Below are 24,712 nucleotides of genomic sequence, written 5' to 3'. Positions count from 1 at the left end.
TGATCAACATTAAGCAACTATTAAGAATCAGAAAAAATTAGAACATTTTGAAAGAGTCAGGGGGCTGGGGCGTTACGCATTTGCTTGAATTACGAATAAAAAGACTTTTTATAACTGGCAAATCGCCAAATCAAGTCTGGCTTCTGTTTCGCGAACTTCACGCATCGTACTGATTTCACATAGGCGCAGGGTAAAACCATGATGGCCAAGTTGCATTCGAGGCGCAATTCCAAAGGATTTATCAATTCTGAGCAGGATGAGATGGCAGGAAGTCCGCGATGGCAACTGTCGCTGATAAAAACCATTGAACATATCAATTTTGTCAAATTGAGCAGAGTCACGCAATAAAGATAAATAGAGATCAACAGTAGCGTGCAGGGTGCGAAGGCTGTTCAACCAGACAACGAGATCTCTCTGTCGAAGGGCTGGATTAGACTCTAACCATAATAAAAGTTGTGGTGAATAACCTTCGTAATCATTAGTCTGCGTAGGTAAGGTAAGCCTTATTGATTGTAAAAAAGGATTATTATGAATATTTTCCCCGAAACGACCCACCACATGGGTCAACACTTGTATTTGGGTATGAAGACTGGCACATAATTCTTTAGAAAGGCTGGTATTGGATTTATTTAAGATGTGTTCTATCCGCATCAATTCCTTTAAGAACCTACTTTTGAGCTCGGGTTTTTCAATCAGTTTAATGATTTCTATCACATTTTTCAGTGCATAGTGATGGATAACAGGGTGGGTTTCTTCACAAGCCTGATCAATGGTTTGATACAAACATTCAAGCCGTAAGGCAATTTTAGGCAGATAATGAGTGGCTAATTGAAAAGTAATTGTACCTTGAGGCATATGAAATTGCTGTCCTTAGCCGATTTTTGTGCAGTTTAGCATAAAATTATAATACTATAAAAAGGGAAAAAAACATACCTCAGCGCAAAGCTCATGAATAATAAGTAAGTTTTGACTCATGATGGCTTTTGGCGAGCAAATTGTAAATACAGATAATGCAAATTTTCAATTTTTTTTTCTAGTTCCGTTAAGCTATTATCATTTACAACAATATCATCGGCAATTTCTTGTCGATTTAAGTCGTTGGCCTGGGTTTCTAGGATTTGCAACGCCTGTTTGCGAGGACTCTTATCTCTACGCATGACTCGTTCGATCTGTTGTTCACGTTCAGCAAGGACAAGTAATACACGATTTAGATAAGGATAATCCTTACGATTTTTTAGTAATGGAATTTCAATTACACAGTAAGGGCTATTGGTTGTCCTAATTTCGTTTGCGATCTCCTGCCGAATCAGGGGATGTAATAATGTTTCCAGCCATAAGCGCTGTTTAGGATCAGTGAAGATAATTTCCCTTAATGCAGTACGGTCGAGTTCCCCTGTATTATTAATCACGCTATTGCCAAAATGATTTGCAATTTTACTTAATGCAGTTTGGCCAGGGGTAGTTAGTTTTCTTGCAATTTCATCGGCGCTAATCACTTTGAGGCCACGTTTTTTAAAAAAAGAGGCAACGGTTGATTTTCCACTGGCGATATTGCCTGTTAACCCAACACAATACATAGTTAGCGATCTCTTGAATTTAAATTTCTACACATGAACAGGTAAGTGTAGCAAGTATCAGGCAGATCACTTTTAGAATGGCAATAGGCCTTTGCGGCCAGAGCAGCATCGTCTGCATGCATATAAATATTGGATCTCCAAACTTTAGCTTCAGCGTCTAGTGCAGGGCATTGCCACATAGGTCGAGTCGATACGCCGTGTAAGAAAAAATCACAGTCTTCCCTTGAGCTTTTACAACTGCCAGGTATTTGACTTGCTTTTTTGCAGGCATCGAAGGCTTTATTGATGGCTGTTAATTGATACGAATTGCTAACAGTCCATTGTTTGTTTTGGGCGTCATGGGCTGTACACTGCCAATAATTGAGATCATCGGCCATAAGGAAGGGTGAAAAAAGAGAACCTAAAGCTAAACCAAGAATTGTGTGCTTGTTCATGCTATGGCACCTTATTCAATAAGTTGAAATAACTGTTCATGGGGCATTGCTTTTGCAAAATACCAACCTTGCATGAGATTAATTTGATAATGGCGCAGAAAGTTAAATTGCTCAATAGTTTCCACTCCTTCAGCGATAATTGTAAGTTTCAAAACATTAGCCATTTGTATAATGGCTTGACTCAATGTTTCAGTAACGGCTCCTGTGCCAATAGAATGTACAAATAGTTTGTCAATTTTAAGATAATTAAAAGGAAAATGTTGTAGATATTTAATACTGGCATGCCCCGTGCCAAAATCATCAATTGCCAGTGAATGGCCTCTAGCCCGCAATTCATTCATTCTAGTTACAAGGCGAGAATCATTTTGATCGAGTAATTCTCGTTCGGTTAGTTCAATCAATATCTGCTGGGCAGGGATCTGATATTTATCGCTCAGATGATAAAATTGAGTAAAAAATTCCTCTTTCTGAAAGTGGCTCGCTGACAGATTGAACGCTAAATGGAAATAAGAGTGCGTTTTAAGAAATTGATGGCATTGCTGAAAGCTTTTTTCAATCAACTGTAGTGTAATTGGAACAATTAAACCCGATTTTTCTGCTTCCTCAATAAATACATCTGGCAAAATTTCACTGGTGTTTGTATGCCAACGCAGTAAAACTTCCGCTCCGCAAAATCTATTTTTTGCATTATCCATGATTGGCTGATAGACAGGGTTGAAATGTTTGTGTTTAATGGCATTGCTTAAAGCATAGTTTAAAGAAAAACGTTTACTCAAAAGCATGCGGAATTTTAAGTACAATAGAATTAAAACAAGCAGGAGAATTACACCAAGAACTGATTGGTGAAGGAAAAAATCCTTATTAAATTGCAGCTGATTGACGGTAATAATAATTGAGTAGTTATCTAAATCCTGTAAAGGTGTTTTAGCAAAATTATGTCGTGGATTCGTGGAGGTATCGTTACCAATATGAAAAACGATTTTTTTTTCTCTTTCATTGTATAAGCCAATATATCCAATTTGGGGGAAAACCGAGCGAAGCAAATCTTCAATAACATTTTTTATAATGTAAATGCCAAAATAATATTTCCCCATTCGTTGTTGTACTAAAAAAGCAGGTTGCTGTCCGAGCCCTAGAGGGATAGGACCGAAAATAGCCGGGTTTTGGGATGAAGGAGCTGGGAGTAAATAGTTATCCTCTAAGGTTGAGCAAATAATTTTATTTTCTTGATCACTGATGACTGCACCGGAAATAGCAGGATTATTAAAAATAATATTACGCAGTACAGGTAAGATATCCTGCTTACAGTTTTCAAAAGGATGGCCAAAGGGTAGGGTATAAGCTGAGTCGAGTGCTTTATCAAGAAAGTTATCAAATCGAAGTGCTACCTCATTGGCAATAAGCTGTAGTTGCTGTTGTTTTTGTAGATGATATTGTTGCCGTTGATAGTAAATGGAAACAATAATTAACAGGATAGCCAAAAACACCCAGGCAAAATTTAGCAAGCGCTGAGCGTTGATATAGTTAGCGTAGTGTTTGGCGTTCATTTACCTTTAATCATAGACAGCCTTAATTGAGTTTAAGGTGATTTCAGCTAAATTCTCAATGGTTTGCTGATCAGTATTTAATGGCGGTAGCCAATATAAGGTGTTTCCCAAGGGTCTAAGCAGTGCTCCGCGCTTGAGTGCTTCTTGATATAGCTGATAACCAACCCGTTTATTTTTTCTGACAGGCAAATCAGCTGCGACCATAGCTCCTACTGATCGAATGTGGTTTAACTTGCCAGTAATTGCTGCCAGCTCTTGAAATTGTTGTTGCATGAAGCGTCCAAGTTTTTGTGCCTGTTCATTCATGTTTTCTGTTTCAATGACTTTGATAGTTGCCAGTGCTGCACTAACTGCTAGAGCGTGACCGCTATAGGTATGAGAATGAAGGAACGATTTACCTTTCTCATAATCATCATAAAACAAATCGTAAATGGGCTTGTCGATAAGAACGCAGCTTAAAGGCATGGTTCCAGCAGTTAAGCCTTTGGATAAGCAGATTAAATCGGGCTGAATGTCCGCATGATGGCAAGCTAGCCATTGCCCTGTTCGACCAAGCCCTGTCATGATTTCATCAGCAATTAAATAAATATCATTTTCTTTAGCCCAAGTTGCCAGTTTTTTTAAGAAATCCGCACTGTAGCAACGCATGCCGCCTGCACCCTGAATAATTGGTTCAACAATAAGAGCACAAGCTTTGTTCTTAATTTTTTCAAGTGCAAGTTTTATTTGTGGCCAATGAAAATCAGCGTTATGCCATAAAAATTCATTACTATTAGAAACATAGGGAATCGCTTGGAGAAAATGACATTTGACGCCATAGCCTATGTAAGGCTTTTTGTAGATCCCTAAATCGCTGACACTTAATGTCCCTAAAGTTTCACCATGATAACTATTTTGTAGTGCGATAAATTCATTACGAGGCGATCCTTTTAACTGGTTGGCATGTAGAGCCAGCTTCATAGCAATTTCGACGGCGCTTGAACCATCGCTCGCGAAAAAGACATGCTGCTTTTGGCTCATAGCAGCCAGTTTTTCCCCCAGTTCGACTAGCAATGGATGAGTCGTGTTAGCGCTGATCACATGTTCGAATCGGTCCAATTGCTCTTTAATCGCAGCAATAATAGCTGGATGGCCGTGGCCTAAGGATTTACACCACCAACTGGATAAAGCATCAATAATTGGCCCTTGATCAGTGTAAAGATAACTTCCTTTTGCATGGTTAACGACCAGCGGTGGAGTTTGCTGTAGATCCTTCATTTGAGTACAAGGATGCCAAATATGTTTTAAATCTTTTTCAATTAGAGTGTGGTTAACCATCTTTCTATTTTTTGGTTGACAAGAAGTTGTGTGACTTTATCATGTTCACCACGATAAAAAAAAGGGGTGAAGTGTGAGTAATAATAATTCACGTTGGACATTTGATGAGGTGGCCAGTATTTATGAACAACCATTTAACGATCTTATTTATGCCGCACATGGCGTTCATAAGAGCAATCATCCGGCTAATTCTCTGCAATTGGCGAAATTACTAAGTATCAAGACAGGTGCTTGTCCAGAGGATTGTGGTTATTGTTCACAAAGTGGCCATTATAAAACGCATGTGGAAAAAGAAAAATTAATGTCAATAGAGCAGGTACTCGCTAAAGCAGAAGAAGCCAAGGCAAGTGGAGCTAAGCGCTTTTGCATGGGTGCTGCATGGCGTTGTCCTCCTGACAAGGCGATGCCCGAATTAAAAGCCATGATTGAGGGAGTCAAGGCAATGGGTTTAGAAACCTGTATGACCTTAGGCATGCTTGATCGTGAACAGGCTTGTGCTCTAAAAGAGGCGGGATTGGATTATTACAATCATAATATCGATACCTCACCTTCCTACTATGGCAAGGTAACCACAACGCGTCAATTTAGTGATCGACTGGATACCATAGAAAATGTGCGCAAGGCTGGTATTAATGTTTGCTGTGGCGGTATTTTAGGATTAGGGGAGAGCCGTGAAGACCGCATCGAGTTTTTGCTGACTTTGGCCAATATGGAAACTCCACCTGAAAGCGTTCCAATTAATCGCTTGATTCCAGTCGAAGGAACGCCTTTAGCGAAATCCAAACAGGTAGAGGGAATTGAATTGGTAAGGACTATTGCTACAGCGCGATTACTCATGCCAAAGAGTGCTATTCGTCTTACTGCCGGGCGCACTGAAATGAGCGATGAGCTGCAAGCTTTATGTTATTTTGCAGGTGCTAATTCAGTGTTTATAGGTAATAAATTATTAACTGAAGACAATCCGCAACGCGATAAAGATAAATTTTTATTTGAGAAATTAGGGCTCAACGCCTTTACTGAAGCATGATTAGTCAATCTCTTATCCTTTATTCAAAGCAGTTGCAACAGCAGGGTTTACATCGTAAACGAACACTGCCTGCCTGCTTTGATGATAGGGACGTTATTAATTTCAGCTCGAATGACTATCTTTCATTAACTGCAGATGAACGAGTGAAGAAAGCGTTTCAAAGAGGTTTCGCTAACTATCCATCCGGTAGTGGTGGCTCCATGGTTGTTTGTGGCTATCATCCGGTTCACCGCGAACTAGAAAAGGCTTTTGCTTTGGCATTAGAGGTTGATGATGCGCTCTTGTTTAGTTCAGGCTACACAGCGAATTTGGGTGTGATCTCTTTGCTTGCTCGTTTTGAAGGGGAGCTCCTTATTGATAAGGCAGCACATGCTTCATTTTACGATGGTTTGAAACTTGCCAAAGCCAAATACAATCGATTTTTACATAATGATTTGGATAATTTGGCAATTAAATTACAAGCGATGACTTCTAATCCAGTTGTAATCACTGAAAGTGTATTTAGCATGAGTGGGCAAACCGCTTGTCTCGCTGAACTCGCGCGCTTATGCGCCAGGCATAAGGCAGAGCTTATTGTGGATGAAGCCCATGCTTTTGGTGTGCTTGGCCCACAAGGGTTGGGAGCTGTAGCCCAACATGGACTAACCCAGAAAGAAGTGCCTTTAAGAATAATACCCTTTGGTAAAGCGTTTGCTTCCCAAGGTGCAATGGTTGTAGGACAGGGAGAATGGATAGATGCCTTGTTACAGTCAGCTCGCTCTCATCTCTATTCAACAGCCGTTAGTCCAGCAATCGCCTATGGTTTGTTGGAAACACTGAGCATTGTTAGAGAGGCGGATGAGCGACGACAAAAATTGTTGTATTTGATTGATTATTTTCAGCAAGCTATTAAGAGTTCGCCACTAAGATGGCGACATTCGCAAACCGCTATTCAGCAATTACAGTTGGGTTGCCCTCATCAGGCCTTGGTTTATGCACATTTCTTACATGAAAAAGGAATTTTTTGCCAAGCTATGCGTGCGCCTACCGTGAGTAAAAAAGACACTGGTTTAAGAGTTATTTTGAATTATCATCATGAGCCAGCCCATATCGATTACTTATTTTCTCAATTACAACGTCTTTATGAATCTACATATTAACATTATAGGGAAAGGTCGTACCTTGGTTTTTTTTCATGGATGGGGCTTTGATCATCGAGTATGGTTGCCGCTTGCCCGTCTTCTAAGTGCTCGCTATTGCCTTTATCTTGTTGATTTACCTGGATTTGGTCAAAGTTCAGTGATGAGTTGGGAAGTATTCAAAAAGCAGTTATTACCACAACTACCCGAGCATTTTGCTTTAGCTGGCTGGTCAATGGGAGGTCTATTTGCTACCCGTTTGGCGCTTGAAGAACCTGAGCGCGTATCTTATTTGTTAAATATTGCTTCCTCACCACGCTTTATCAAAGACAAGAATTGGCCCGGCGTTGAGCAGGCAATTTTTGATAATTTTTTCCAAAAATTAGCTTCTCAACCAACAAGGACTATTTCTGAGTTTATTGCTCTGCAGCTCAAAGATCAGTCCTATAACTACAGCTTTCCACCAAGTCCTTCCCTATCTGGTTTAGAGGCTGGATTGCAGGTGTTGGCTGATTGGGATTTACGGCAATCACTCTATACGTTTACCAAGCCAACTGGTTTTATGTTTGGACGGCTTGATGCAATTACACCTCGAATGACAATGGCGACTATGCAGAAACTGTATCCTGCTTTTGATTATGTGATGTTTGATAAAGCGGCGCATATGCCTTTTTTGTCACATCCAGATGAATTTATTGCTATTTTGGAGCGTATTTTACAATGAAGACCTTCTTTATTACGGGCACGGACACTAATTGCGGTAAAACCTATGTTACCTGCCAATTATTAGATTATTTAAATGAACAACAGAAAAAAGGTTTGGCCTTAAAACCAGTAGCTAGCGGATGTTTTCTAAGCGATGGACAGTTGCTGAATGATGATGTCTTAAGTTTGCAAAAACATAATAGGAATCAGGATTACTCAATTAATGGTTGGCAGTTTCCCGAGCCAATATCTCCACATCTTGCTGCGAAGGCAGCCGGTAGTTCTTTAACAGCACATGAAATCGCCGATTTCTGCTTGAGCAGGCAATTTGCTAATCATGACTATTTGTTGGTTGAAGGAGCAGGGGGATTACTAGTACCACTAAACGATAAAGAAACTTGGCTGGATTTCCTAAACCTGACACAAATGCCTGTAATCTTGGTAGTTGGCATGCGTCTTGGTTGTTTAAACCATGCTTTGTTGACGGCGAGTGTATTAAAAAATAATAGGACAGCTTGTGTAGGATGGGTTGCGAATTGTCTGGATAAAGAGATGTTGGCTTTAACCGAAAACATCGCTACGTTATCCTTAAAAATGGAAATGCCACTTTTGGCAACTATCCCGTATCAGGGAAAATTAACTGAAACTATTAAATTGTCACAACTGTTTGGTTAGTTGTTGATGAATTCTTCCTAATTGACTTACTGTGAGAGAAAAATTAAGGCTATTAATGGGCCCTAATGAATCGAATTGGGAAAATGCCTTGATTTTAGTCATGCCATGCATTGTTCATAATCAGCTTGTTAGCTATAATTACGGTTTTTGAAAAAATAATATAACTGACCGATCATCTGTGGAGATTTGTTGATGCCAATTTATGAATATGAGTGTACAAGTTGTCATCACCAGTTCGATCTGATGCAAAAAATAAGCGATGCTCCTGCGAAGCAGTGTCCGCGTTGTTTGGAAAATACGGCTGTGCGCCTGGTTTCTGCTGCCGGTTTTCAGTTAAAAGGAACTGGTTGGTATGCAACGGATTTTAAAAATAAAGGCAAGCAAGAAAACAAGAAGGACACCGTGGTTTCTGATAATACAGCTAAACCGGCGTCTGAAGAAAAAAAGACGACTGACTCTAAATCATCAACAACCAGTACAAAAGGTGATAAAGATTGAAATCTAAATATCTTCGCAGTTATCTGTTAACAGGTTTGGTAGTCTGGTTACCGATTTTAGTCACCTTTGTGGTATTGCGTTTTATCATTGATATCCTTGATAACACGATGGCCCTTTTACCAAAAGCGTACCAGCCAGAGCAGCTTTTAGGAGTCCACCTACCAGGTTTAGGTGTTGTTTTATCGCTGGCTTTGTTGTTAGTGACGGGTATTATCGCAACCAATATTTTGGGGCAACGGTTAGTGATTTTTGGCGAAGCATTGCTTGCCAGAATTCCATTAGTACGCTCCATATACAATGCAGCAAAACAAGTGATTCAGGCAGTTTTTGCTACCAATAGTCAGGCTTTTCGTAAAGTGTTGTTAATTGAATATCCTCGCAAAGATCTCTGGAGTCTTGCTTTCCTAACGGGTAAAACCAGTCCAGAGCTTTGTGCTCATACTGGAGAAGAAATGCTTTCTCTATTTGTACCAACAACACCGAATCCTACATCAGGGTTTTTGATGATGATACCAAAACGAGATGCGATTGAGTTATCAATGACCGTTGATGAGGCGTTAAAATTCATCATTTCTTTGGGCGTAATGCAAGCACCACCATCGATCGGTTCGGAAGTAAAAATTTAAATTAGATAGGCGGCTTTTATGAGATCACACTATTGCACAAGAATTAACGAAACAATGATAGAACAGTCAGTGAGCATTTGTGGCTGGATCCATAATCGTCGTGATCATGGCGGGGTTATTTTTTTAGATGTTCGGGATCGTTCTGGTCTGGTACAGGTTGTTTATGAGCCAGAATTTGCAGAAATATTTGCTGTCGCTGAAACGCTGAGACATGAATTTGTTGTACGGATTCAAGGGACAGTGCGCCCTCGTCCGCAAGGCATGGTGAATGATAAAATGGCCACAGGCCGTATTGAAATCCTTGGCACTGGGCTTGAAATCTTGAATCAGGCGCAAACACCACCCTTTTTGCCAGATGATCATCAGTTTGTTAACGAAGATCTCCGTTATCGTTATCGATATCTCGATTTACGTCGTAGTGAGATGCAAAATAATCTGACACTGCGCCACAGAATGATACGTTGTATCAGAGAGTACCTGAATGCGCAGGACTTTGTTGATATTGAAACGCCTATGCTGACTAAGGCCACACCAGAAGGGGCTCGGGATTATTTGGTTCCCTCCCGTGTTCATCCTGGTGAGTTTTATGCGCTTCCTCAATCACCACAGCTGTTTAAGCAGTTGTTGATGATGTCTGGTTTTGATAAATATTATCAAGTTGTACGTTGTTTCCGTGATGAAGACCTGCGGGCTGATAGACAACCTGAGTTTACCCAGCTTGATATCGAGATGGCCTTTATTAATGAAGGAGTTATTCAACAACTGATTGAAGGCATGTTAAAAAAGGTTTTTCAAGACATTCTACAGGTTGAATTACCGGAAACGCTACCAAAAATGACCTATGCAGAAGCAATGCGCCGTTTTGGTAGTGATAAACCCGATCTACGTATTCCTTTAGAACTGGTGGATATTGCGGATTTGGTTAAAGGCTGTGATTTCAATGTTTTTGCAGCTGCAGCGGATAATCCGGAGGGGCGTGTTGTTGCCTTGAAGTTGCCCGGTGGTTGTGAGCTCAGCCGTAAAGAACTCGATGCTTATGGCCATTTTGTTGGTATATACGGAGCAAAAGGATTGGCTTATATCAAGGTGAACGACCTTACTCAAGGCATGGATGGTCTACAATCACCTATCATTAAGTTTCTTTCTGAAAAAAATGTGAATGCTATTCTCGAGCGTGTTGAAGCTAAAACTGGTGATGTTATTTTCTTTGGTGCAGGACATGCTCAGTTAGTGAATGAGTCTATGGGGGCACTACGAATAAAATTAGGGCACGATAATAAATTGGTAGAACCCGGTTGGCGTTTGTTATGGGTGGTTGATTGGCCTATGTTTGAAATTGACATGAAAACAAACCAATTACAATCAATGCATCATCCTTTTACATCTCCCCAGGAGTTGTCGATTACTGCATTAAAACAAGGCCCAACAAAAACCTTAGCCAAGGCTTATGATATTGTTATCAATGGTTATGAAATTGGTGGTGGTTCAATTCGTATTCACCAACCACAACTGCAACAAGCTGTTTTTGATTTGTTAGGAATAGGAGAGGAAGAGGCGAAAGAGAAATTTGGATTCTTGCTAGATGCCCTGCAATATGGCTGTCCTCCGCATGGCGGTATAGCGCTTGGTATTGATCGCTTAGCCATGTTATTGACAGATTCTAATTCAATACGTGATGTTATCGCCTTTCCTAAGACACAATCAGCGGCTTGTCTCTTGACTAACGCGCCGACTGCGGTTGGAAATGCACAACTTAATGAGTTAGGAATCCGTCTTGCACCTACGTCACAAATTAAATAAATTTTCGTTATTAAGTAGTACAGCCTCTGCTTGCAGGGGCTTGGTTTATTATTGTTTGTTTTGTTTTCTTTCAATTCAATTCGCATCGTTGCCTGCCTTTGCCAAATCGGTTAGCAGCGCGAATAAATTAATCGAATACCTCGTACAGGAAAAGATTAATTTGACCCTGGCAATTAATAATATAAAGCTTACCGAATCACCAGCCAGTGTAGCTGATTATGAAAAGTTGCGTCAGGACAATGAAAAATTGATGGCTTTAAATCAGGCTAAGTTAGTTAGCCTTGAGAGCTTCCTTGTCAACCAAAAAAAATTGCAACAGGATTTTACTCAGCATTTAAAACGACTGCAACAAACGCCTTTAGCTCAATCAGTGCAGATAAGCTCCCAAGAGCGGATTGATAAAATTAACACCTTAAATGAGGTGAATAAAAAAACAATAGAGTTGCTTACTGAAAATTTAGTGCTGGCCAATCGCTATAATGATACGTTGGTTTTACAAAAGCAGCATCTTAAGTTGTGGAAAGCTAAAGAGCAAATGAATGAGCAATTGGAAAAATTGCGTAACCAGGATAGCCGCCTCAATGATGCGCTAACCAGACTTTATGAAAACAGTATTAAACTGCAACAAGACATTAAAAACAACAATGATACTAAGCTAAGCTACCTTATTGAAGCAAAGCTACTCTTAAATAATCAGATTATTAGCCTCACACAGCATAAGATAGCCGAAGTTGATTTACAAAAAAAATTGGTCAAGGCAGATTATTTACTGCAAAAAAATCCGAATGTAGGTACTTTGCAAAGAATAACTGCTATTTATAAAGATAGTATTATGCGCTTGTCTGAAATGGAGCAATCGCTGAAGAAAATACAAGTACTGATTAATAATGAGCAGATTCATATAACTGATTCAAATTTGAATCAGCAATTCGGAACCTTATTAACTATTATTAATTCGCGCATTAAAGGTCTTGTAATCCAACAACAAACCCTGCAAGAAGATCTTGAGAATCACGAACAGGAATTAAAAAAACAATTATCTGTACGGCAAACGCTAAGTGAGTATCGAATGGATAGCTGGTTATCCATTATTCAGCAATTAGTTCATCTACCTACTCAATTATACAATTACCTCAAGTCACTCAGCTTGAAGGTAAGAGACAACTATGTTTGGCAGGATGTCTTGCCAGCAGCGCTCATGTGGGTGGTGCTACTGTTAGTTGTTCTTGGTGCTTTTAGTTTGTATAAGGTATTAAAGCGGTTGACGCGCAATAGAGAACGTTCGCGTTTATCTGCCCATCTTTATGATGGCGCTATAACTTTGCTGAGTCGTAATATTCCCCATTTGGCTTTTGCAACAGCAATTATGTTGGTACTTTATTTAAATCAAGTCCCTTTTTCCAATTATCAATTGTTGCTAAATCTATTTTTTGTCTGGCTTATTTTTCGCCTGCTAATTCTTGTTGCTCGTTTGACCTTATTAGAGAGGGTAAGTGATTCTTCGGGTACAGATGTCCGCTTGTATTACCGTATTAAGTGGCTTTTATTAGCCGGAGGGTGGACTAGTGCCCTGATGGTAATTAGTCATCTGCTTCCTCTCTCATCGATGTTACAAGATATCTTTAATCGTTTATTTATGCTGTTCTTACTTGCTGTTTCACTAGTGAGTTGGAAGAGCAGGGAAGTGATTACTCATTTACTGCACCCACTCTTGAAAACCAAAAAAAGATATTTCCGTAACGCTGTTATGTTGCTGGTGGTTTTAATCCCCTTAACTGTTTTCACTACGGCAATTATAGGGTTAGTGGGATACATCAATTTGGCTTGGATAATGAGTCGTTATCAGGTGCAAATTTTATTAGTAATTACTGCCTATGTCGTGAGTAGAGGACTCATTGTGGATGTCTTGGATTTGATATCCGAGTGGATGATTTCTTCTTTAAGTAATGGATGGCTTTGGATTGAAGTTTTACTAAAACCTTTGGATAAAATATTACGTGTTTTATTATTCATCTTTAGCGTGCTTGTTTTATTTCAGTTATTTGGTTGGTATTCAGATCCAGCTGTCATGGCTGGGGTAGAGGGACTTAGCAAATATCCACTCGTCAACTTGTCGGGAATATATATTACAATCACCAGTATTGTTGAGTTTCTCATTTTATCATCTGTATTTGTTTGGGCTGCTAAATGGACACGGGAATTTTGTTACCGTTGGCTTTACCGGGATGCAAGAGATGCGGGCATTCGTAATAGCTTATCGGTCTTTACGCAATACGCAGTGATTTTGATTGGTGGTTTCATTACTTTGCGCGTTTTGGGACTGGATTTTAGTGGTATGTCGATGGTCATTGGGGGCCTTGCTGTAGGTATGGGATTCGGTCTACGCGATTTTGCGTCCAATGTGGTTGGTGGATTAATGTTGCTCATCGAGCGTCCTGTGCGTGAAGGTGATTTAATTACTTTAGGAACCTATGAAGGACGGGTGGCTCATATTGGTATTCGTTCGATGCGAGTATCTTCCTGGGATAATATGGAAGTGCTGATTCCTAATGCCGAGACTTTCAATAAGCCATTTACCAATTGGACACATCAAGACAGCATTGTCCGTACTGTAATTCCTATCAAAGTTAGTCGAGCAGATGATCCAGCAATGATCCAGCAACTGATTTTAGATGTTTTGGCAATTATTCCTGAAATAGTTGATGAGCCTCCGCCACAGGTGTTTTTGAAGCAAATTGATGATGCACTTATTGAATTTGAAGTGCGTTATTTTATTAATGTGCAACTACATACACGGTTTGAGATCCGTTCCAAGGTCCTATTTGCTATTACAGCCCAATTTAAAGCGGCCGGGGTCAAACCTCCTATTCCGCCGATTAGCATCGAACTAAAAGAAGGTCAAAATGAACCCTCTGTTGTCAAAGCGTCCAGTGAAGGATGAAGCAGAACTCCTCGCGCGATGTCAATTAATTGAAGGCTTGAGTTTTGCGCAACTGGCAAACCTCTTGCAGATTAGTATCCCACGTGAGCAAAACAAGCGCAAAGGTTGGGCGGGGCTTGCAATCGAACTAGCACTTGGAACAACTGCAGGTACGAAGCCTGTACCTGATTTTACGCAACTTGGTATTGAATTAAAAACCGTACCACTCAATGCACAAGGTAAGCCGGCTGAGTCGACGTTTGTCACCAGTATTCCCTTGTTAACCCTCCACCAGCAAGATTGGCTGTCTTCACAATGCTATGCAAAATTAAAGCGGGTCCTGTGGTTGCCGATTGAAGGCGATAAAACTATTCCTTTTGAACAACGGCGAATAGGGCGGGGGTTTTTATGGTCTCCCAATCAGGCGGAAGAAGCAATTCTGGCAAATGATTGGCGTGAACTTAGCCTTATGATTAGCACTGGCCAATTGGATGAAATTAATGGCCGAATTGGCCAGTATTTGCAGGTTCGACCCAAGGCTGCTAATGCTAAATCCTTATGCTATGGGTTTGATAATGAGGGAAATAAAATTTTAACCTTACCCAGAGGGTTTTATTTACGTAGCCTGTTTACCGAACACATTATTAGAACAAATCGGCTTATGTAGAATAGGCCAATTAATAAAATTGGCCTGGAGAGTGATTTAAGTTAGATTAGCCTTGGCATAAATTTTCATAGCGGCTACTAAAAACTCCACTAGATCAGGATGGTAGGCGTTATAAAAATTTCTGAAATCAGGATGATTGAGATACATTTGCCCTAGACCATCGTAACTTAATCGGGTAGGTGTCCAAAAATTTTTTACCCAGTTATAATGTCGTTGAATCAAGGCCAGTACTTCTTTATCCTCGGGTTTAAGATGGTTATTCATTGCGTTAGCCAGCTCTCGATTGATTTTCTCACCTTCCTCTTGATGTTGTTGCCAATGACCTTTTTTCCAATGACGTACATTTTGCCAACTCTCATCAATTTCTTGTTGGCTTAGCGTACCGCTATTAAGCAGGTAATTTTCATATTCCTGCTGTTTTTCTGCATTAAAGCCTTCGTACATTTCAATCTCTTTCATGATTAATTTTCCTCTTAGATGGGAGATGGTTTTGTCAATTGTCTTGATCAGTGTTTCTGTCCTGGCAAGACTTCTTAAGAGGATTGTTTTGTGAGTATTCAAGGCATCAATTTTGTCGAAGTCATGACTACAAACTATCCTCTGTATATCATTTAGAGGAAAACCAAGTTCACGGAAAAACAAAATTTGTTGCAGTATCAAAAGCTGCTCTTCTTCATAATAACGATAATTATTATCACCGTAATAAGCTGGTTTTAATAAACCAATCTCATCATAAAAACGAAGAGTACGTGGGCTAACATTGGATAACTTAGCTAATTTTTTTACCGTATAAGGCATTTTTGTCTCCTCTATTTGACAAAACACACGATAAGGGCTGACGTAACGTTAAGGTCAATAGATCAATGCATGAAATAAAAAACTTTTTACTGGTGTTGTTTTTAACCGAGAATGCTACAAAATTAGTGTTGCATTCAAAATCAGATTCGTTAAAGTAATTGACGAGGACATCTATTTTACCACAGGAGTTGACGATGAAAAAAAAGAGCAAATTGATTTTTTCCTTAATGTTTTCAACGGCGTTACCGCTATCGACTTATGCAGCCAGCGTTGATTCTTCAGCACAACAAATCCAGCAATTAAATACCCAGATACAAGGTCAATTGAAACAGATTCAAGCCCAGCAACAACAGCAAATTGATAAACTGAATGGACAGCTACAAGTGCAGATGAAGCAAATGCAGGCCCAATTACAGGAGCAAATCCAAAAGGTGAATGCTCAAACCCAGGCTCAAATGCAAAAAATACAAGCTTCATTGCAACAGCAAATTAGGCAGGTACAACAGCAGACCATAAAAGGAACATAACCTTATTATCCATGGTTTATAGTGTTCCCCTCCTTGTGCATTTATTGACAATCAATGTGAATAGGCTATGCTTTTATTGTGCGCTGCAGCATAAAAGGAGGGTATCATGTTAGAACAAACCTATCTTAAAAATGTACCTGACCATATCCAGAGGCCTATACAAGAGTTAATCACTCTAAATTTTAGAACGCTGCAAAATTTTTCCTATTTAAGACCGGAAGAATTAAATGATTTGCGTCAGCCACAAGAAATTTTGCAAAAAAACGTCGCAGTTTTTTTTGAAAACGGTTATAAAACATTGAGTTATTTCCAACAGGCGTTTTCTATTTTTGAGAAGCATTTATTGTCTCTTGAAGAGCAAGTGCAAGATCATGGGATTGGTTCGAGTAATTGGTACTTGGAGAAAGTGCAGTAAATTTAATGCTTATGATTTCTCCTTCATTTTATCCTTAAGTCCCGTATTGGACAGCGCCAATAGGGGACTAATCTATTAATTAATAATGAAGTTTTGCGAATTAAATTAATTCTGGTGGCTTAAGGAAGTAATGAAAAAGAAAGCATTATTTTGTTTTTATTAATTACAGTATGAGAATTTAATTGTCATTTATTGGGCAAATTAGTACAATTATGGCAATTTTTAACTACGTATTGCTTTTGGCCTATATGACATCAACTGTCCCTAATAAATCTCATGAATCAGGTTATATTTTTCAACTTACCCGCAAAGTGGATGAGAAGGGACGATTTTTAGCCAAAAAATTTCATTTATTTTCGCTGTATTTGGCTATCGATAGCGGCAAACTATCCGGTAGCATGATCAAATATTACTTCGATGTGTTTCTTGCAAATGGTGATTTAGCTACCAAATCTATGCAGGCATGGATGAAAACACCGGGTGGTATGGCTACTGCAACGTCAAGCGGTATTGGTCTTGTTGCTTTCTCACTCTTGGCCAATCATTTCAGTGACAAAGACAAAAATCTTTTTAAGCGGTACATTGCAGTGACCTGGCCTTATACCCGCGACTCCCTCAAGGCGCTAAGAAATGCTTATCGTGCTGTAAGCGGCACGTTTACTTTAATGAGTCTGCTTGAGATTGAGGATTTACGCCCTCTTATTGTTCCTGCGGGAGTGTTGTTAGGTGGTTTATCAATACTGAATCGTGTTTTTTATCGTCGTGTTGCTGAACAACGCAGAGCGCTATTGGCAGATAATGAAATGCTGCTTTCTATCGTTGAAGCGATAGATGACGCGAATCCAGAGGAAATCAAAGCGTTGCGTCAATACATAAAAGGACAATCGCAACAGTTAAGAAACCATGCTTTATTGTCTGCAGCAGCCATGGGTCTAGTTGATGGTCTCAATCCCTATATTGGAGCGCTTGGACTTTGTGTTTTAACGCCTAATATGCTAACAGTCATTACGGTTTTTTGTGGATTTTATTTGCTGGGTAATTTGGTAATGCGAGTTTATGATGAAATCAATTCACAGCGCCAGTTGAACAGGGCACAAATTCATGTTGAATTAGCTTTATATCAAAAGGAAATGACTTATTTAGGTAAACAACTTGCTGATGGCGAGCTGGAACTCAATGATAGAATAATACAAAAAATCGAACGCCTTAGCGCCTTACATCAGCAATTGACTGATAAGCTAAAAGAAGAAAATGCATTAGTATTACCACCTCTCCTAAAAGGTTTAAAAAATGGTTTGGCTGCTTATAAATATGTGATGCTTACGATAAGTACGGTACTCTTTTTATCCCCTATAAAATTGCAGACTTTTCAGCCTATTGAGCGGGCTATTTTAGGCATGACTGCGTTAACGTTTGCTTCGGTGCATGCTTTAATTGTTGATCATAGACAACAAACTAAAAACAAGAAACTGGAAAAAGAGATGGGCGGCGAGAAGCAACAACAAGTAAGCTCAAGTCTCTCGTTTAATTTTTTATTACAATGGCTTATTACTGTTCCTGCGCACGTTTTAAACAAAATTAAGGAATCACAAGTAATTCCTGATTATGCAAACAAACTGGGGAGCGAGAAGCAACCTAATAAAGAGCCAAAACTGGTTTCTCCAACAAAATACGGTGAAGTAGCATTTTTTTACATGCCCAAATTAACGGTCTCTTCTCACTATCCACAACCACTCTCTAAACCAATGTTAGCAGCAACAACACCAATAACTGCGTTTGGTTAAGAGCGACTTATTTTATAATCGTTTACAGGGTAGTAGGTGTCTTTAATCATTGCGAGCCTTGGTGAGCAATCTAGATGATATTGCATAAGATTTGAACTGGATTTCCTCACTTTGTTCGCAATGAGGACTGTTCTTTTTGTCTGGTTTTCAAAAACTGAAGTACTCCGTAAGTGCCCGCCCTGATTTGGTTGAAATTTAATCTAATTGCGAATAAAGAGGTTTTTTTTGTGATATAATTCACAGAATTTTATTTCTGTGGGTTGGTTCAGATGTTGAGTGGTCGATTGAATGGCGAGCAGTTAAGTAAACGACTTATCACTTTTTTTCTCATGCTGTTTTTTTCGCTATCTTATGCAGTAGAGGTGCCTATTTATGATTTTTCAATCAAGGCCTATACGCAAAATACTAATGATTACCTACCTTCAGATAGCGCAGATTATGAAGTCTCGTTATTAAAGCCTGACTATCAAGCTGCTCAGTTACAACAACTCTATAAACATTACTACGCAACTGACGCGCAAGCGCTCTCACCATGGAGCGAGCAAATGGTGAAATCCATTTTACCTGTGGTGAAAAAGATTGAACTCCAAATTTTAGACGATTTTGATAATCAAAATAAGACTGGGGCTGATCGTCATTATGCCGAGAATTTTAAAGAACATGATGAGAGTTGGTTAAATCAAATTAAGCAGAATATGGATGTTTATGCGCTGGATAATGTTGAATATCAAGAAAAGAACAAAGCGATTTCCGTTAATAATACTTATGCGCGCGCCTTACCAGACATGGCCCCCGATTTTTTTCATTTCAGTCTGCCCGGACAAGGTTTTCCTTTTGATAACTTACAAGAGTCTGTCATTTGGGCGGGAACACCGCTTTATGTTTTTGCTGTTTCACAAGATAAGGCCTGGTCGTTAGTATTAACTCCAGATGCCTATTTTGCCTGGGTTAAAAGCAGCGATATAGCCTATGCATCAAGTGGATTCATTGGTCAATGGCAAGCTGCTGCCCAGAAGGGCCTTGTGGCTATAACTGAAACAGGCGCAACGGTAGTTGATAAGCAGCAACATTTTCAGTTTACAGGTTACATTGGTGCTGTATTCCCTCTTGCCCAGCGTAATGAAGAGACAATTTCCATCTTAATTCCAGTAAAAAATGCACATCAGCAAGCAGTGGTGACAATGGGTAGTGTGAGTAAAAACGCTGCAAGTGTAATGCCGTTGGCCGCATCGAAAAAAAATATGGCCAAGCTCATCAAACAATTACAGAATCGTCCATACGGATGGGGTGGTGCTTTCTTTTTTAATGACTGCTCTCAGGAAATGAAAAGTTTGTTTACCCCCTTTGGTATTTGGTTGCCTAGAAACACAGCGCAACAGGCAAAGTTGAGTTCAACTGTGGATTTGTCAAACAATAAACTGGAGACACGTCTTAATTTGTTGCAGCAAAAGGGGCATCCGCTTATGACTATTATTTATATTAATGGTCATGTTATGTTGTATGTGGGCAAAAAGAAAATAAATCAAGAGGTGGAAGCAATCACCTATCAAAATGTCTGGGGGCTTTCTCCTGCTAATGGGGATAAGCGCTATATGATTGGTCAGGCAGTTTTTTTACCGTTGCTTAAATATTACCCTGAAAATCCAGAGATTAATTCACCAGCAAACAAAGGATTTTTTAAATTGGTTTATCTTGATGCCTTGGATACTAAGGCACTTTCACCACAGATGTTTAAAAAGCGCTTTATTGATACCCCTCCTGCTATGAATGTGGAAGATCCCATACTATGAGATATAAATTAATCATTGCTTTTTTGGCTCTTGCATTCGCTATTTTGATGATTGAGAAATCAAAGCAAAATGCAAGTGACAATTGCCAGAAACTTGTGAGTACCATGAAGCAGCAAGATTTACCCTTATCCACGTCACAATTAGTTATTGTCAAATCAACGGATGGTTTTAAAGCAGAAATGAGTACCTGTCAGCGAGAAGGAAAAGTGTGGCAGGATACAATGCCCCCGTTTCCTGTAGTGATCGGTAAAGCTGGTGTAGCCTCTTTAGGGGAAAAGAAGGAAGGGGATATGAAAACCCCAGCTGGTTTCTATTCTTTAGGACCAGCATTTGGTTCACAACCGTTAGCACTTGAAATGGATTATAAATACATTACTGCAGAGGATAAATTTGTCGATGATGTAAACTCTAAAAGTTATAACACCTGGGTTAATGGTAAAACGGATGCCAAAAGTTACGAGCCAATGTTGATTGATGAATATAAAATGGGTTTGGTAATTAATTACAATACGGATCCTGTTATTCCTGGCGCTGGAAGTGCTATTTTTATGCACTTATTAGCCTCTTCTAACAAAGGCACTCATGGTTGTGTAGCAATAGATAAACGGCATTTATCAACACTTCTTCATTGGCTTGATAAAAAGCAGCAACCTTATATCTATATCGATTAAAAAGCCGAGTTTAACTCCACAACAATATGCCCATGGTCATTCAACAGGAGTTTATTTGCGGAAAAAAAGGATTTTTGCTCTAAGGTATGGGCTAACCATTGGCAATCTTCAAAGCGGGAAGAGTGGAGCTGAAAATTTTTTAGCGACAAGGGTACTATTTCGAGACGTAAAAACTCTAAACTCTGTGCATCAAATTCTAGAAAATACATTAAAGACAAATAAGTCTTAAATTCTTCATGGCCGTCAATCCCTTCATAATCATTAATAAAATCACCACAGCCATAAAATATGGGGCAATTCTTATAAATTTCGAAACCAATCGGGTGATGAGATGAATGACCGTGAATTAAACAAACTCCCGCTTGATCCACGAGTTCATGAGCAAACAGTTGGTGAGCGAAGGGGATATGATAGCCCCAATTTCTACCCCAATGGATACTGACGATACAGAGATCCCCAGTTTTTTTATAGCTGGCAATTTTTTCCTGAACCTGCTTGAGTGAGTTAGTGTTTAAATCATCAAGTAACCAAACTCCTGGCTGATTTTGAGTGGCTTGCCATTCAGAAGGAATGCCACTTGAGCGAAGCCCCATAGAGAATACCAAAATACGTTTTTTAGAAATGGGAAGAATAGCAGGTTTCTGTGCCTCTACCATGTTTTCGCCAGCGCCAGCATAAGCAATATGATTTTTTTGCAGAACTGAAAGGGTTTCCCTTAGACCTTCCACATTCCAATCCAGGATATGATTGTTGGCAAGTGTGCAGGCATTAATATTTGCCGCGGTTAATGCAGTTATATTGTCTGGGTTCATACGATAATTTATCCCTTTGTGGGGCCAAGGGATATCATGGCTTGTAACACTGGTTTCGAGATTAATAAGCTTTAGCTGGGGCTGGTGAAGCTGCCATTCTTTTAGAGCATCGCCCCATAAATAATTGTCATTGACAGGATAAGGTATTGAGCCGTTCACTGATTCAGCAAGTCGTACATAATCTCTGGCATCAGTGAGATAAGACTCATAAATTCTCGGGTTGGTTGGATGAGCGAGGATTTGATCAATTCCTCTGCCAGTCATGACATCCCCACATAAAAAAATCCTAATTTTTTCCGCGCTTGTAGCCCCCATAAATTGATTCCTGCAGCAAAGCGTTCAAACATGGGTTAAAAAATTATAGCTCATAGAGGGAAGTTAATTAGCGATTTCTTGAGGAAATTAGTTAGCAACAATTTATTCAGTGACCTTGACGGATTGGTTATGTGATTATTGGCCAGCAATAAAGAAAAACAGAGTTGTATTCTGGAGAGAAGATTACAATGTGCTGCAGCAACAGCACGTCTTTTTCAGTATGAAATAGCAAGGGGGGTTAGAGAAGAATGGGCAATCCCTCGCCCTGATTTTCAGTTAATTTGTTATCGATGCTATGCTTCAATTTTAGGCCTTGGACCACGGCTAATATCAAACAAATCCAGAGGTGTAGGTGTAGTTCTTGTTATGCTCGCTAGCTCTTCCGGAGAATGTTTAGTTGCGGTTTGCTGCAAGTCTTCTTTTTCCTCTAGCGCAGGAACTGGCAGGTTAGGCAGTATATTTTTACTCAATAAACGCTGAATAAAAATATCATAATATTGCGGGCTGGGAATTTTTATAGATAATGTGTTTTTTTCCCGGTCACGTACAGCATTTATTGGTTCATTAATTAATTTTCTATCTATTAACTCTTGACTAAAAAGGGCTAATTCCTGTTCTACTGCATCAAACAATTCATCTAAAGTTCCTGGAGGCAAATCACGCTTACCCTCAAACAAGAGCTCACCATTCTCCATATCCAGTTTAATAGTTAATAAGGCATCGAGATTAGAGAATTCAAGCTCTAAGTCTGCCTCTTCGGCTAATGCCCACATGCCACTTTCAAGAAGAAACTGGATGAGTTTTTCATTCTCGGTCACTGGTTTCGAAACAGGCCACGGAGATCCTGACATAGATTGCGTATTATCCTGAGTTTCTCCTGCGCTACCCCCATCTCCGCCACCGCCACCGTGACCGCGGCATATTGGGAGGCCAAATGCACGGCACATATTACAGGGATTGTTTTCGATGGCACGAGTGCGTGAATCTTTCTGTGTTTCTTTGGAGTTACTAACTTTCATAATGACGCTCTTTTAATTTTGTGCGTGAATTATAAAGTGACTTTGTGTTCTATTTTTTTTTGCAATTCTGAATTTTGCGGAATATTTACAATTAAATTTAATTTTTTTGTCCTTGAGCGAATTGTTTGAGCCGAATGCCTGCCGTCAAACAGACTAGAAAACTAAAAATCCATGCCAATAAATTAAAATAATGAGGGATAAGAACCATTACGATGAAAAAAGAGAATGCTTCGGCACGCTCCATTAAACCAGGACTGTAGTGAAAACTTTTGTCCGAATTATTTGGTGTAAAAATGCCTACAACCAAAAAACTGGTGATACAAAATAAAATACTGCCCAGCATAAAAATCGTGGCGAGTGCACGAGTATTGGGAGCGAGTAGATACAATCCCAAGAGAGTACTGAACTCAACAAAACGGTCCATTACAATATCAAGAACAGTGCCTAAGGCCGTGGTGTTCTTTTGAAAACGAGCTAGTGTCCCGTCCAAGGTATCACAGTAGCGGAAGCTAATAATAAGGCAATTGCAGCTAAAGGATAGTTTAAAAGTAGGGCTGGAATAAAAAGCAATCCCAGTATGCCCGCAAGCACTGTAATAGCGAATGGATCAATGCGGTGGCCAATCCATCGCACAGCGGGTTCTACTAATAAACTTTGATAGAGCGGACGAATTGATTGTTCTAACATAGCATCATCCCTGATGATCTTAACAATAAGTCTTTTTACACCGTATTACGGCGTATTGCTACAGGGTGGTGTGTACGGCGCAGTCTTTTGAATTCGCTCGCCATTACAACCAGTTATGACAAAATTGGTAAAGAACCTCTGTGTTGTGTTTAACGAACGCGGCCTTTACACCTGGTTGTGCTGCGCCTGCAGCCAAACTTAAACCACCAGCACCCACAATGATAATAGCCAAATCACAATGACGTGTTTCTTTTTTTCCTTCTATGCTTTTCCTTTAGCTGGTGGTAAATAATGGGTAAAAATAATAGTAAAGCCAGGGCGATTAAAGGTAACAAAATTTCCGGAGAAAAAACAATATGCAAATCGGGTTTTTCATTTCTATCAAATATCAAGCCCAAGCTATTGCCAATCATGGCATAAATGAAAGCACCAGGAATAATGCCAATAAAGGTAGCAAGAATAAATGTTTTTGGTTTTACTTTTAAAAGTCCCGAAACAATATTAATTGCCCAGAAAGGGAAGACGGGTATGAGTCTTAGGATTATTAAATAAGAAAAAGCATTTTCATGAAATCCTTTTTTCATTTTTGTTATCCATTGTGTGGTTTTTTGGCTAAGCCATTCTCCAAGTGCACTATGCACTGCAAGAAATAACAGTGTCGCTCCAATAGTGGCACTGATAATGACATAGAGGGTTCCCCAAAAAATACCGAATAAAAAACCGCTTGTCAGAGTTAAAAAAAGTGCGCCTGGTACAGCGATTGCCACAGTCAGAATATAGGTTCCCATAAAGGCTAAAACGGTAGCCAAATAATGTGTTTTAGTCCAGGTAATGAGTTGCGTTCGATGTTCTTTTAATGAATCAAAGCTTAAGTATTGCCCTAACCGAAAATAGAAGAATAAAAACAATAATAGAAGTAATATAAGCAAAGGCAGTAAACGTTTTAATGGTATTTTTAACATTGATAGCCTTCCTTGGCCAAA

At 39.5% G+C, this 24,712-nt stretch carries 25 protein-coding genes; 14 read left to right on the top strand and 11 right to left on the bottom strand.

The features are described 5' to 3' along the window. Window positions 1-108: 108 nt before the first annotated feature. The 5 genes from zapD to bioA all read right to left on the bottom strand — a co-directional run bounded on the left by zapD (window position 109) and on the right by bioA (window position 4,875). Window positions 109-855 carry a cell division protein ZapD gene (gene zapD / locus ACN4Z1_RS14510; RefSeq protein WP_115221376.1) on the bottom strand — a complete coding sequence of 249 codons (747 nt, stop codon included), beginning with the start codon at window positions 853-855 and terminating at the stop codon, window positions 109-111. A 116-nt stretch (window positions 856-971) separates the two neighbouring features. Then, window positions 972-1,577 carry a dephospho-CoA kinase gene (gene coaE / locus ACN4Z1_RS14505; RefSeq protein ID WP_228363926.1) on the bottom strand — a complete coding sequence of 202 codons (606 nt, stop codon included), beginning with the start codon at window positions 1,575-1,577 and terminating at the stop codon, window positions 972-974. Between the two features lie 2 nt (window positions 1,578-1,579). Further along, window positions 1,580-2,011, bottom strand: coding sequence for a hypothetical protein (locus ACN4Z1_RS14500; RefSeq protein ID WP_115221374.1), 432 nt, complete (start codon window positions 2,009-2,011; stop codon window positions 1,580-1,582). An 11-nt stretch (window positions 2,012-2,022) separates the two neighbouring features. Next, window positions 2,023-3,558: an EAL domain-containing protein gene (locus ACN4Z1_RS14495; protein ID WP_228363927.1), complete on the bottom strand. Its 1,536-nt coding sequence runs from the start codon at window positions 3,556-3,558 to the stop codon at window positions 2,023-2,025. A 6-nt stretch (window positions 3,559-3,564) separates the two neighbouring features. Beyond that, the gene (gene bioA, locus ACN4Z1_RS14490; protein ID WP_228363928.1) at window positions 3,565-4,875 is read right to left on the bottom strand and encodes an adenosylmethionine--8-amino-7-oxononanoate transaminase; all 1,311 of its coding nucleotides are present in this window, start codon (window positions 4,873-4,875) and stop codon (window positions 3,565-3,567) included. Between the two features lie 73 nt (window positions 4,876-4,948). Between bioA and bioB the strand changes: the two genes are divergently transcribed. The 9 genes from bioB to mutH all read left to right on the top strand — a co-directional run bounded on the left by bioB (window position 4,949) and on the right by mutH (window position 14,911). After that, window positions 4,949-5,902, top strand: a complete 954-nt coding sequence (bioB, locus tag ACN4Z1_RS14485; RefSeq protein ID WP_115221371.1) for a biotin synthase BioB — start codon at window positions 4,949-4,951, stop codon at window positions 5,900-5,902. Next, a complete protein-coding gene (locus ACN4Z1_RS14480) occupies window positions 5,899-7,041 on the top strand; it encodes an aminotransferase class I/II-fold pyridoxal phosphate-dependent enzyme (protein ID WP_228363929.1) in 1,143 nt (380 codons plus the stop codon). The genes bioB and ACN4Z1_RS14480 overlap by 4 nt, the downstream gene beginning before the upstream one ends. Then, a complete protein-coding gene (locus tag ACN4Z1_RS14475) occupies window positions 7,025-7,744 on the top strand; it encodes an alpha/beta fold hydrolase (RefSeq protein WP_228363930.1) in 720 nt (239 codons plus the stop codon). Before ACN4Z1_RS14480 ends, ACN4Z1_RS14475 begins: the two co-directional genes overlap by 17 nt. Next, a complete protein-coding gene (gene bioD / locus ACN4Z1_RS14470; protein ID WP_228363931.1) occupies window positions 7,741-8,400 on the top strand; it encodes a dethiobiotin synthase in 660 nt (219 codons plus the stop codon). The genes ACN4Z1_RS14475 and bioD overlap by 4 nt, the downstream gene beginning before the upstream one ends. A gap of 192 nt (window positions 8,401-8,592) precedes the next feature. Further along, complete coding sequence (locus ACN4Z1_RS14465; RefSeq protein ID WP_115221367.1) at window positions 8,593-8,898, top strand: FmdB family zinc ribbon protein; 306 nt, start codon at window positions 8,593-8,595, stop codon at window positions 8,896-8,898. Continuing rightward, window positions 8,895-9,524 (top strand): DUF502 domain-containing protein, encoded by a 630-nt coding sequence (locus ACN4Z1_RS14460; protein WP_115221366.1) that lies wholly within the window; start codon window positions 8,895-8,897, stop codon window positions 9,522-9,524. The genes ACN4Z1_RS14465 and ACN4Z1_RS14460 overlap by 4 nt, the downstream gene beginning before the upstream one ends. An 18-nt stretch (window positions 9,525-9,542) precedes the next feature. Then, window positions 9,543-11,324, top strand: a complete 1,782-nt coding sequence (gene aspS, locus ACN4Z1_RS14455; protein WP_228363932.1) for an aspartate--tRNA ligase — start codon at window positions 9,543-9,545, stop codon at window positions 11,322-11,324. After that, complete coding sequence (locus ACN4Z1_RS14450) at window positions 11,299-14,265, top strand: mechanosensitive ion channel domain-containing protein (protein WP_228363933.1); 2,967 nt, start codon at window positions 11,299-11,301, stop codon at window positions 14,263-14,265. The genes aspS and ACN4Z1_RS14450 overlap by 26 nt, the downstream gene beginning before the upstream one ends. After that, on the top strand, window positions 14,228-14,911 hold the full coding sequence (gene mutH / locus ACN4Z1_RS14445; protein WP_228363934.1) for a DNA mismatch repair endonuclease MutH: 684 nt from the start codon (window positions 14,228-14,230) through the stop codon (window positions 14,909-14,911). Before ACN4Z1_RS14450 ends, mutH begins: the two co-directional genes overlap by 38 nt. Window positions 14,912-14,947: 36 nt before the next feature. Here the strand turns inward: mutH and ACN4Z1_RS14440 are convergent, their stop codons facing one another. Continuing rightward, window positions 14,948-15,709 carry a MerR family transcriptional regulator gene (locus ACN4Z1_RS14440; RefSeq protein ID WP_228363935.1) on the bottom strand — a complete coding sequence of 254 codons (762 nt, stop codon included), beginning with the start codon at window positions 15,707-15,709 and terminating at the stop codon, window positions 14,948-14,950. 194 nt (window positions 15,710-15,903) lie between these two features. On the opposite strand from ACN4Z1_RS14440, the gene ACN4Z1_RS14435 reads away from it, so the two are divergent. The 5 genes from ACN4Z1_RS14435 to ACN4Z1_RS14415 all read left to right on the top strand — a co-directional run bounded on the left by ACN4Z1_RS14435 (window position 15,904) and on the right by ACN4Z1_RS14415 (window position 20,896). Further along, window positions 15,904-16,236, top strand: a complete 333-nt coding sequence (locus ACN4Z1_RS14435; RefSeq protein WP_228363936.1) for a hypothetical protein — start codon at window positions 15,904-15,906, stop codon at window positions 16,234-16,236. A 106-nt stretch (window positions 16,237-16,342) separates the two neighbouring features. Further along, window positions 16,343-16,651 carry a phasin family protein gene (locus ACN4Z1_RS14430; RefSeq protein ID WP_228363937.1) on the top strand — a complete coding sequence of 103 codons (309 nt, stop codon included), beginning with the start codon at window positions 16,343-16,345 and terminating at the stop codon, window positions 16,649-16,651. Between the two features lie 212 nt (window positions 16,652-16,863). Then, on the top strand, window positions 16,864-18,435 hold the full coding sequence (locus ACN4Z1_RS14425) for a hypothetical protein (protein WP_228363938.1): 1,572 nt from the start codon (window positions 16,864-16,866) through the stop codon (window positions 18,433-18,435). Window positions 18,436-18,704: 269 nt separating this feature from the next. Beyond that, window positions 18,705-20,225 carry an SH3 domain-containing protein gene (locus tag ACN4Z1_RS14420; protein ID WP_228363939.1) on the top strand — a complete coding sequence of 507 codons (1,521 nt, stop codon included), beginning with the start codon at window positions 18,705-18,707 and terminating at the stop codon, window positions 20,223-20,225. Continuing rightward, window positions 20,222-20,896, top strand: coding sequence for a L,D-transpeptidase family protein (locus tag ACN4Z1_RS14415; protein ID WP_228363940.1), 675 nt, complete (start codon window positions 20,222-20,224; stop codon window positions 20,894-20,896). The genes ACN4Z1_RS14420 and ACN4Z1_RS14415 overlap by 4 nt, the downstream gene beginning before the upstream one ends. Here ACN4Z1_RS14415 and ACN4Z1_RS14410 read toward each other — a convergent pair. The 5 genes from ACN4Z1_RS14410 to ACN4Z1_RS14390 all read right to left on the bottom strand — a co-directional run bounded on the left by ACN4Z1_RS14410 (window position 20,893) and on the right by ACN4Z1_RS14390 (window position 24,691). Then, window positions 20,893-22,023, bottom strand: a complete 1,131-nt coding sequence (locus ACN4Z1_RS14410) for a CapA family protein (protein ID WP_228363941.1) — start codon at window positions 22,021-22,023, stop codon at window positions 20,893-20,895. The genes ACN4Z1_RS14415 and ACN4Z1_RS14410 overlap by 4 nt on opposite strands. Before the next feature lie 293 nt (window positions 22,024-22,316). Beyond that, entirely contained in the window at window positions 22,317-23,042 is a 726-nt protein-coding gene (locus ACN4Z1_RS14405) for a hypothetical protein (protein WP_228363942.1), read from the bottom strand. A gap of 97 nt (window positions 23,043-23,139) precedes the next feature. Continuing rightward, the gene (locus ACN4Z1_RS14400) at window positions 23,140-23,532 is read right to left on the bottom strand and encodes a CDP-alcohol phosphatidyltransferase family protein (RefSeq protein ID WP_228363943.1); all 393 of its coding nucleotides are present in this window, start codon (window positions 23,530-23,532) and stop codon (window positions 23,140-23,142) included. Beyond that, window positions 23,517-23,729: a hypothetical protein gene (locus ACN4Z1_RS14395; protein ID WP_228363944.1), complete on the bottom strand. Its 213-nt coding sequence runs from the start codon at window positions 23,727-23,729 to the stop codon at window positions 23,517-23,519. The genes ACN4Z1_RS14400 and ACN4Z1_RS14395 overlap by 16 nt, the downstream gene beginning before the upstream one ends. Before the next feature lie 233 nt (window positions 23,730-23,962). Further along, on the bottom strand, window positions 23,963-24,691 hold the full coding sequence (locus ACN4Z1_RS14390; protein WP_064088277.1) for a TVP38/TMEM64 family protein: 729 nt from the start codon (window positions 24,689-24,691) through the stop codon (window positions 23,963-23,965). Window positions 24,692-24,712 lie beyond the last annotated feature (21 nt).

This window comes from Legionella sp. ST3F1 (assembly GCF_048553315.1).
Classification (GTDB): domain Bacteria; phylum Pseudomonadota; class Gammaproteobacteria; order Legionellales; family Legionellaceae; genus Tatlockia; species Tatlockia donaldsonii.
The sequence above is the reverse complement of the archived record's forward strand: the minus strand, read 5'-3'. Positions and strand labels throughout refer to the sequence as shown.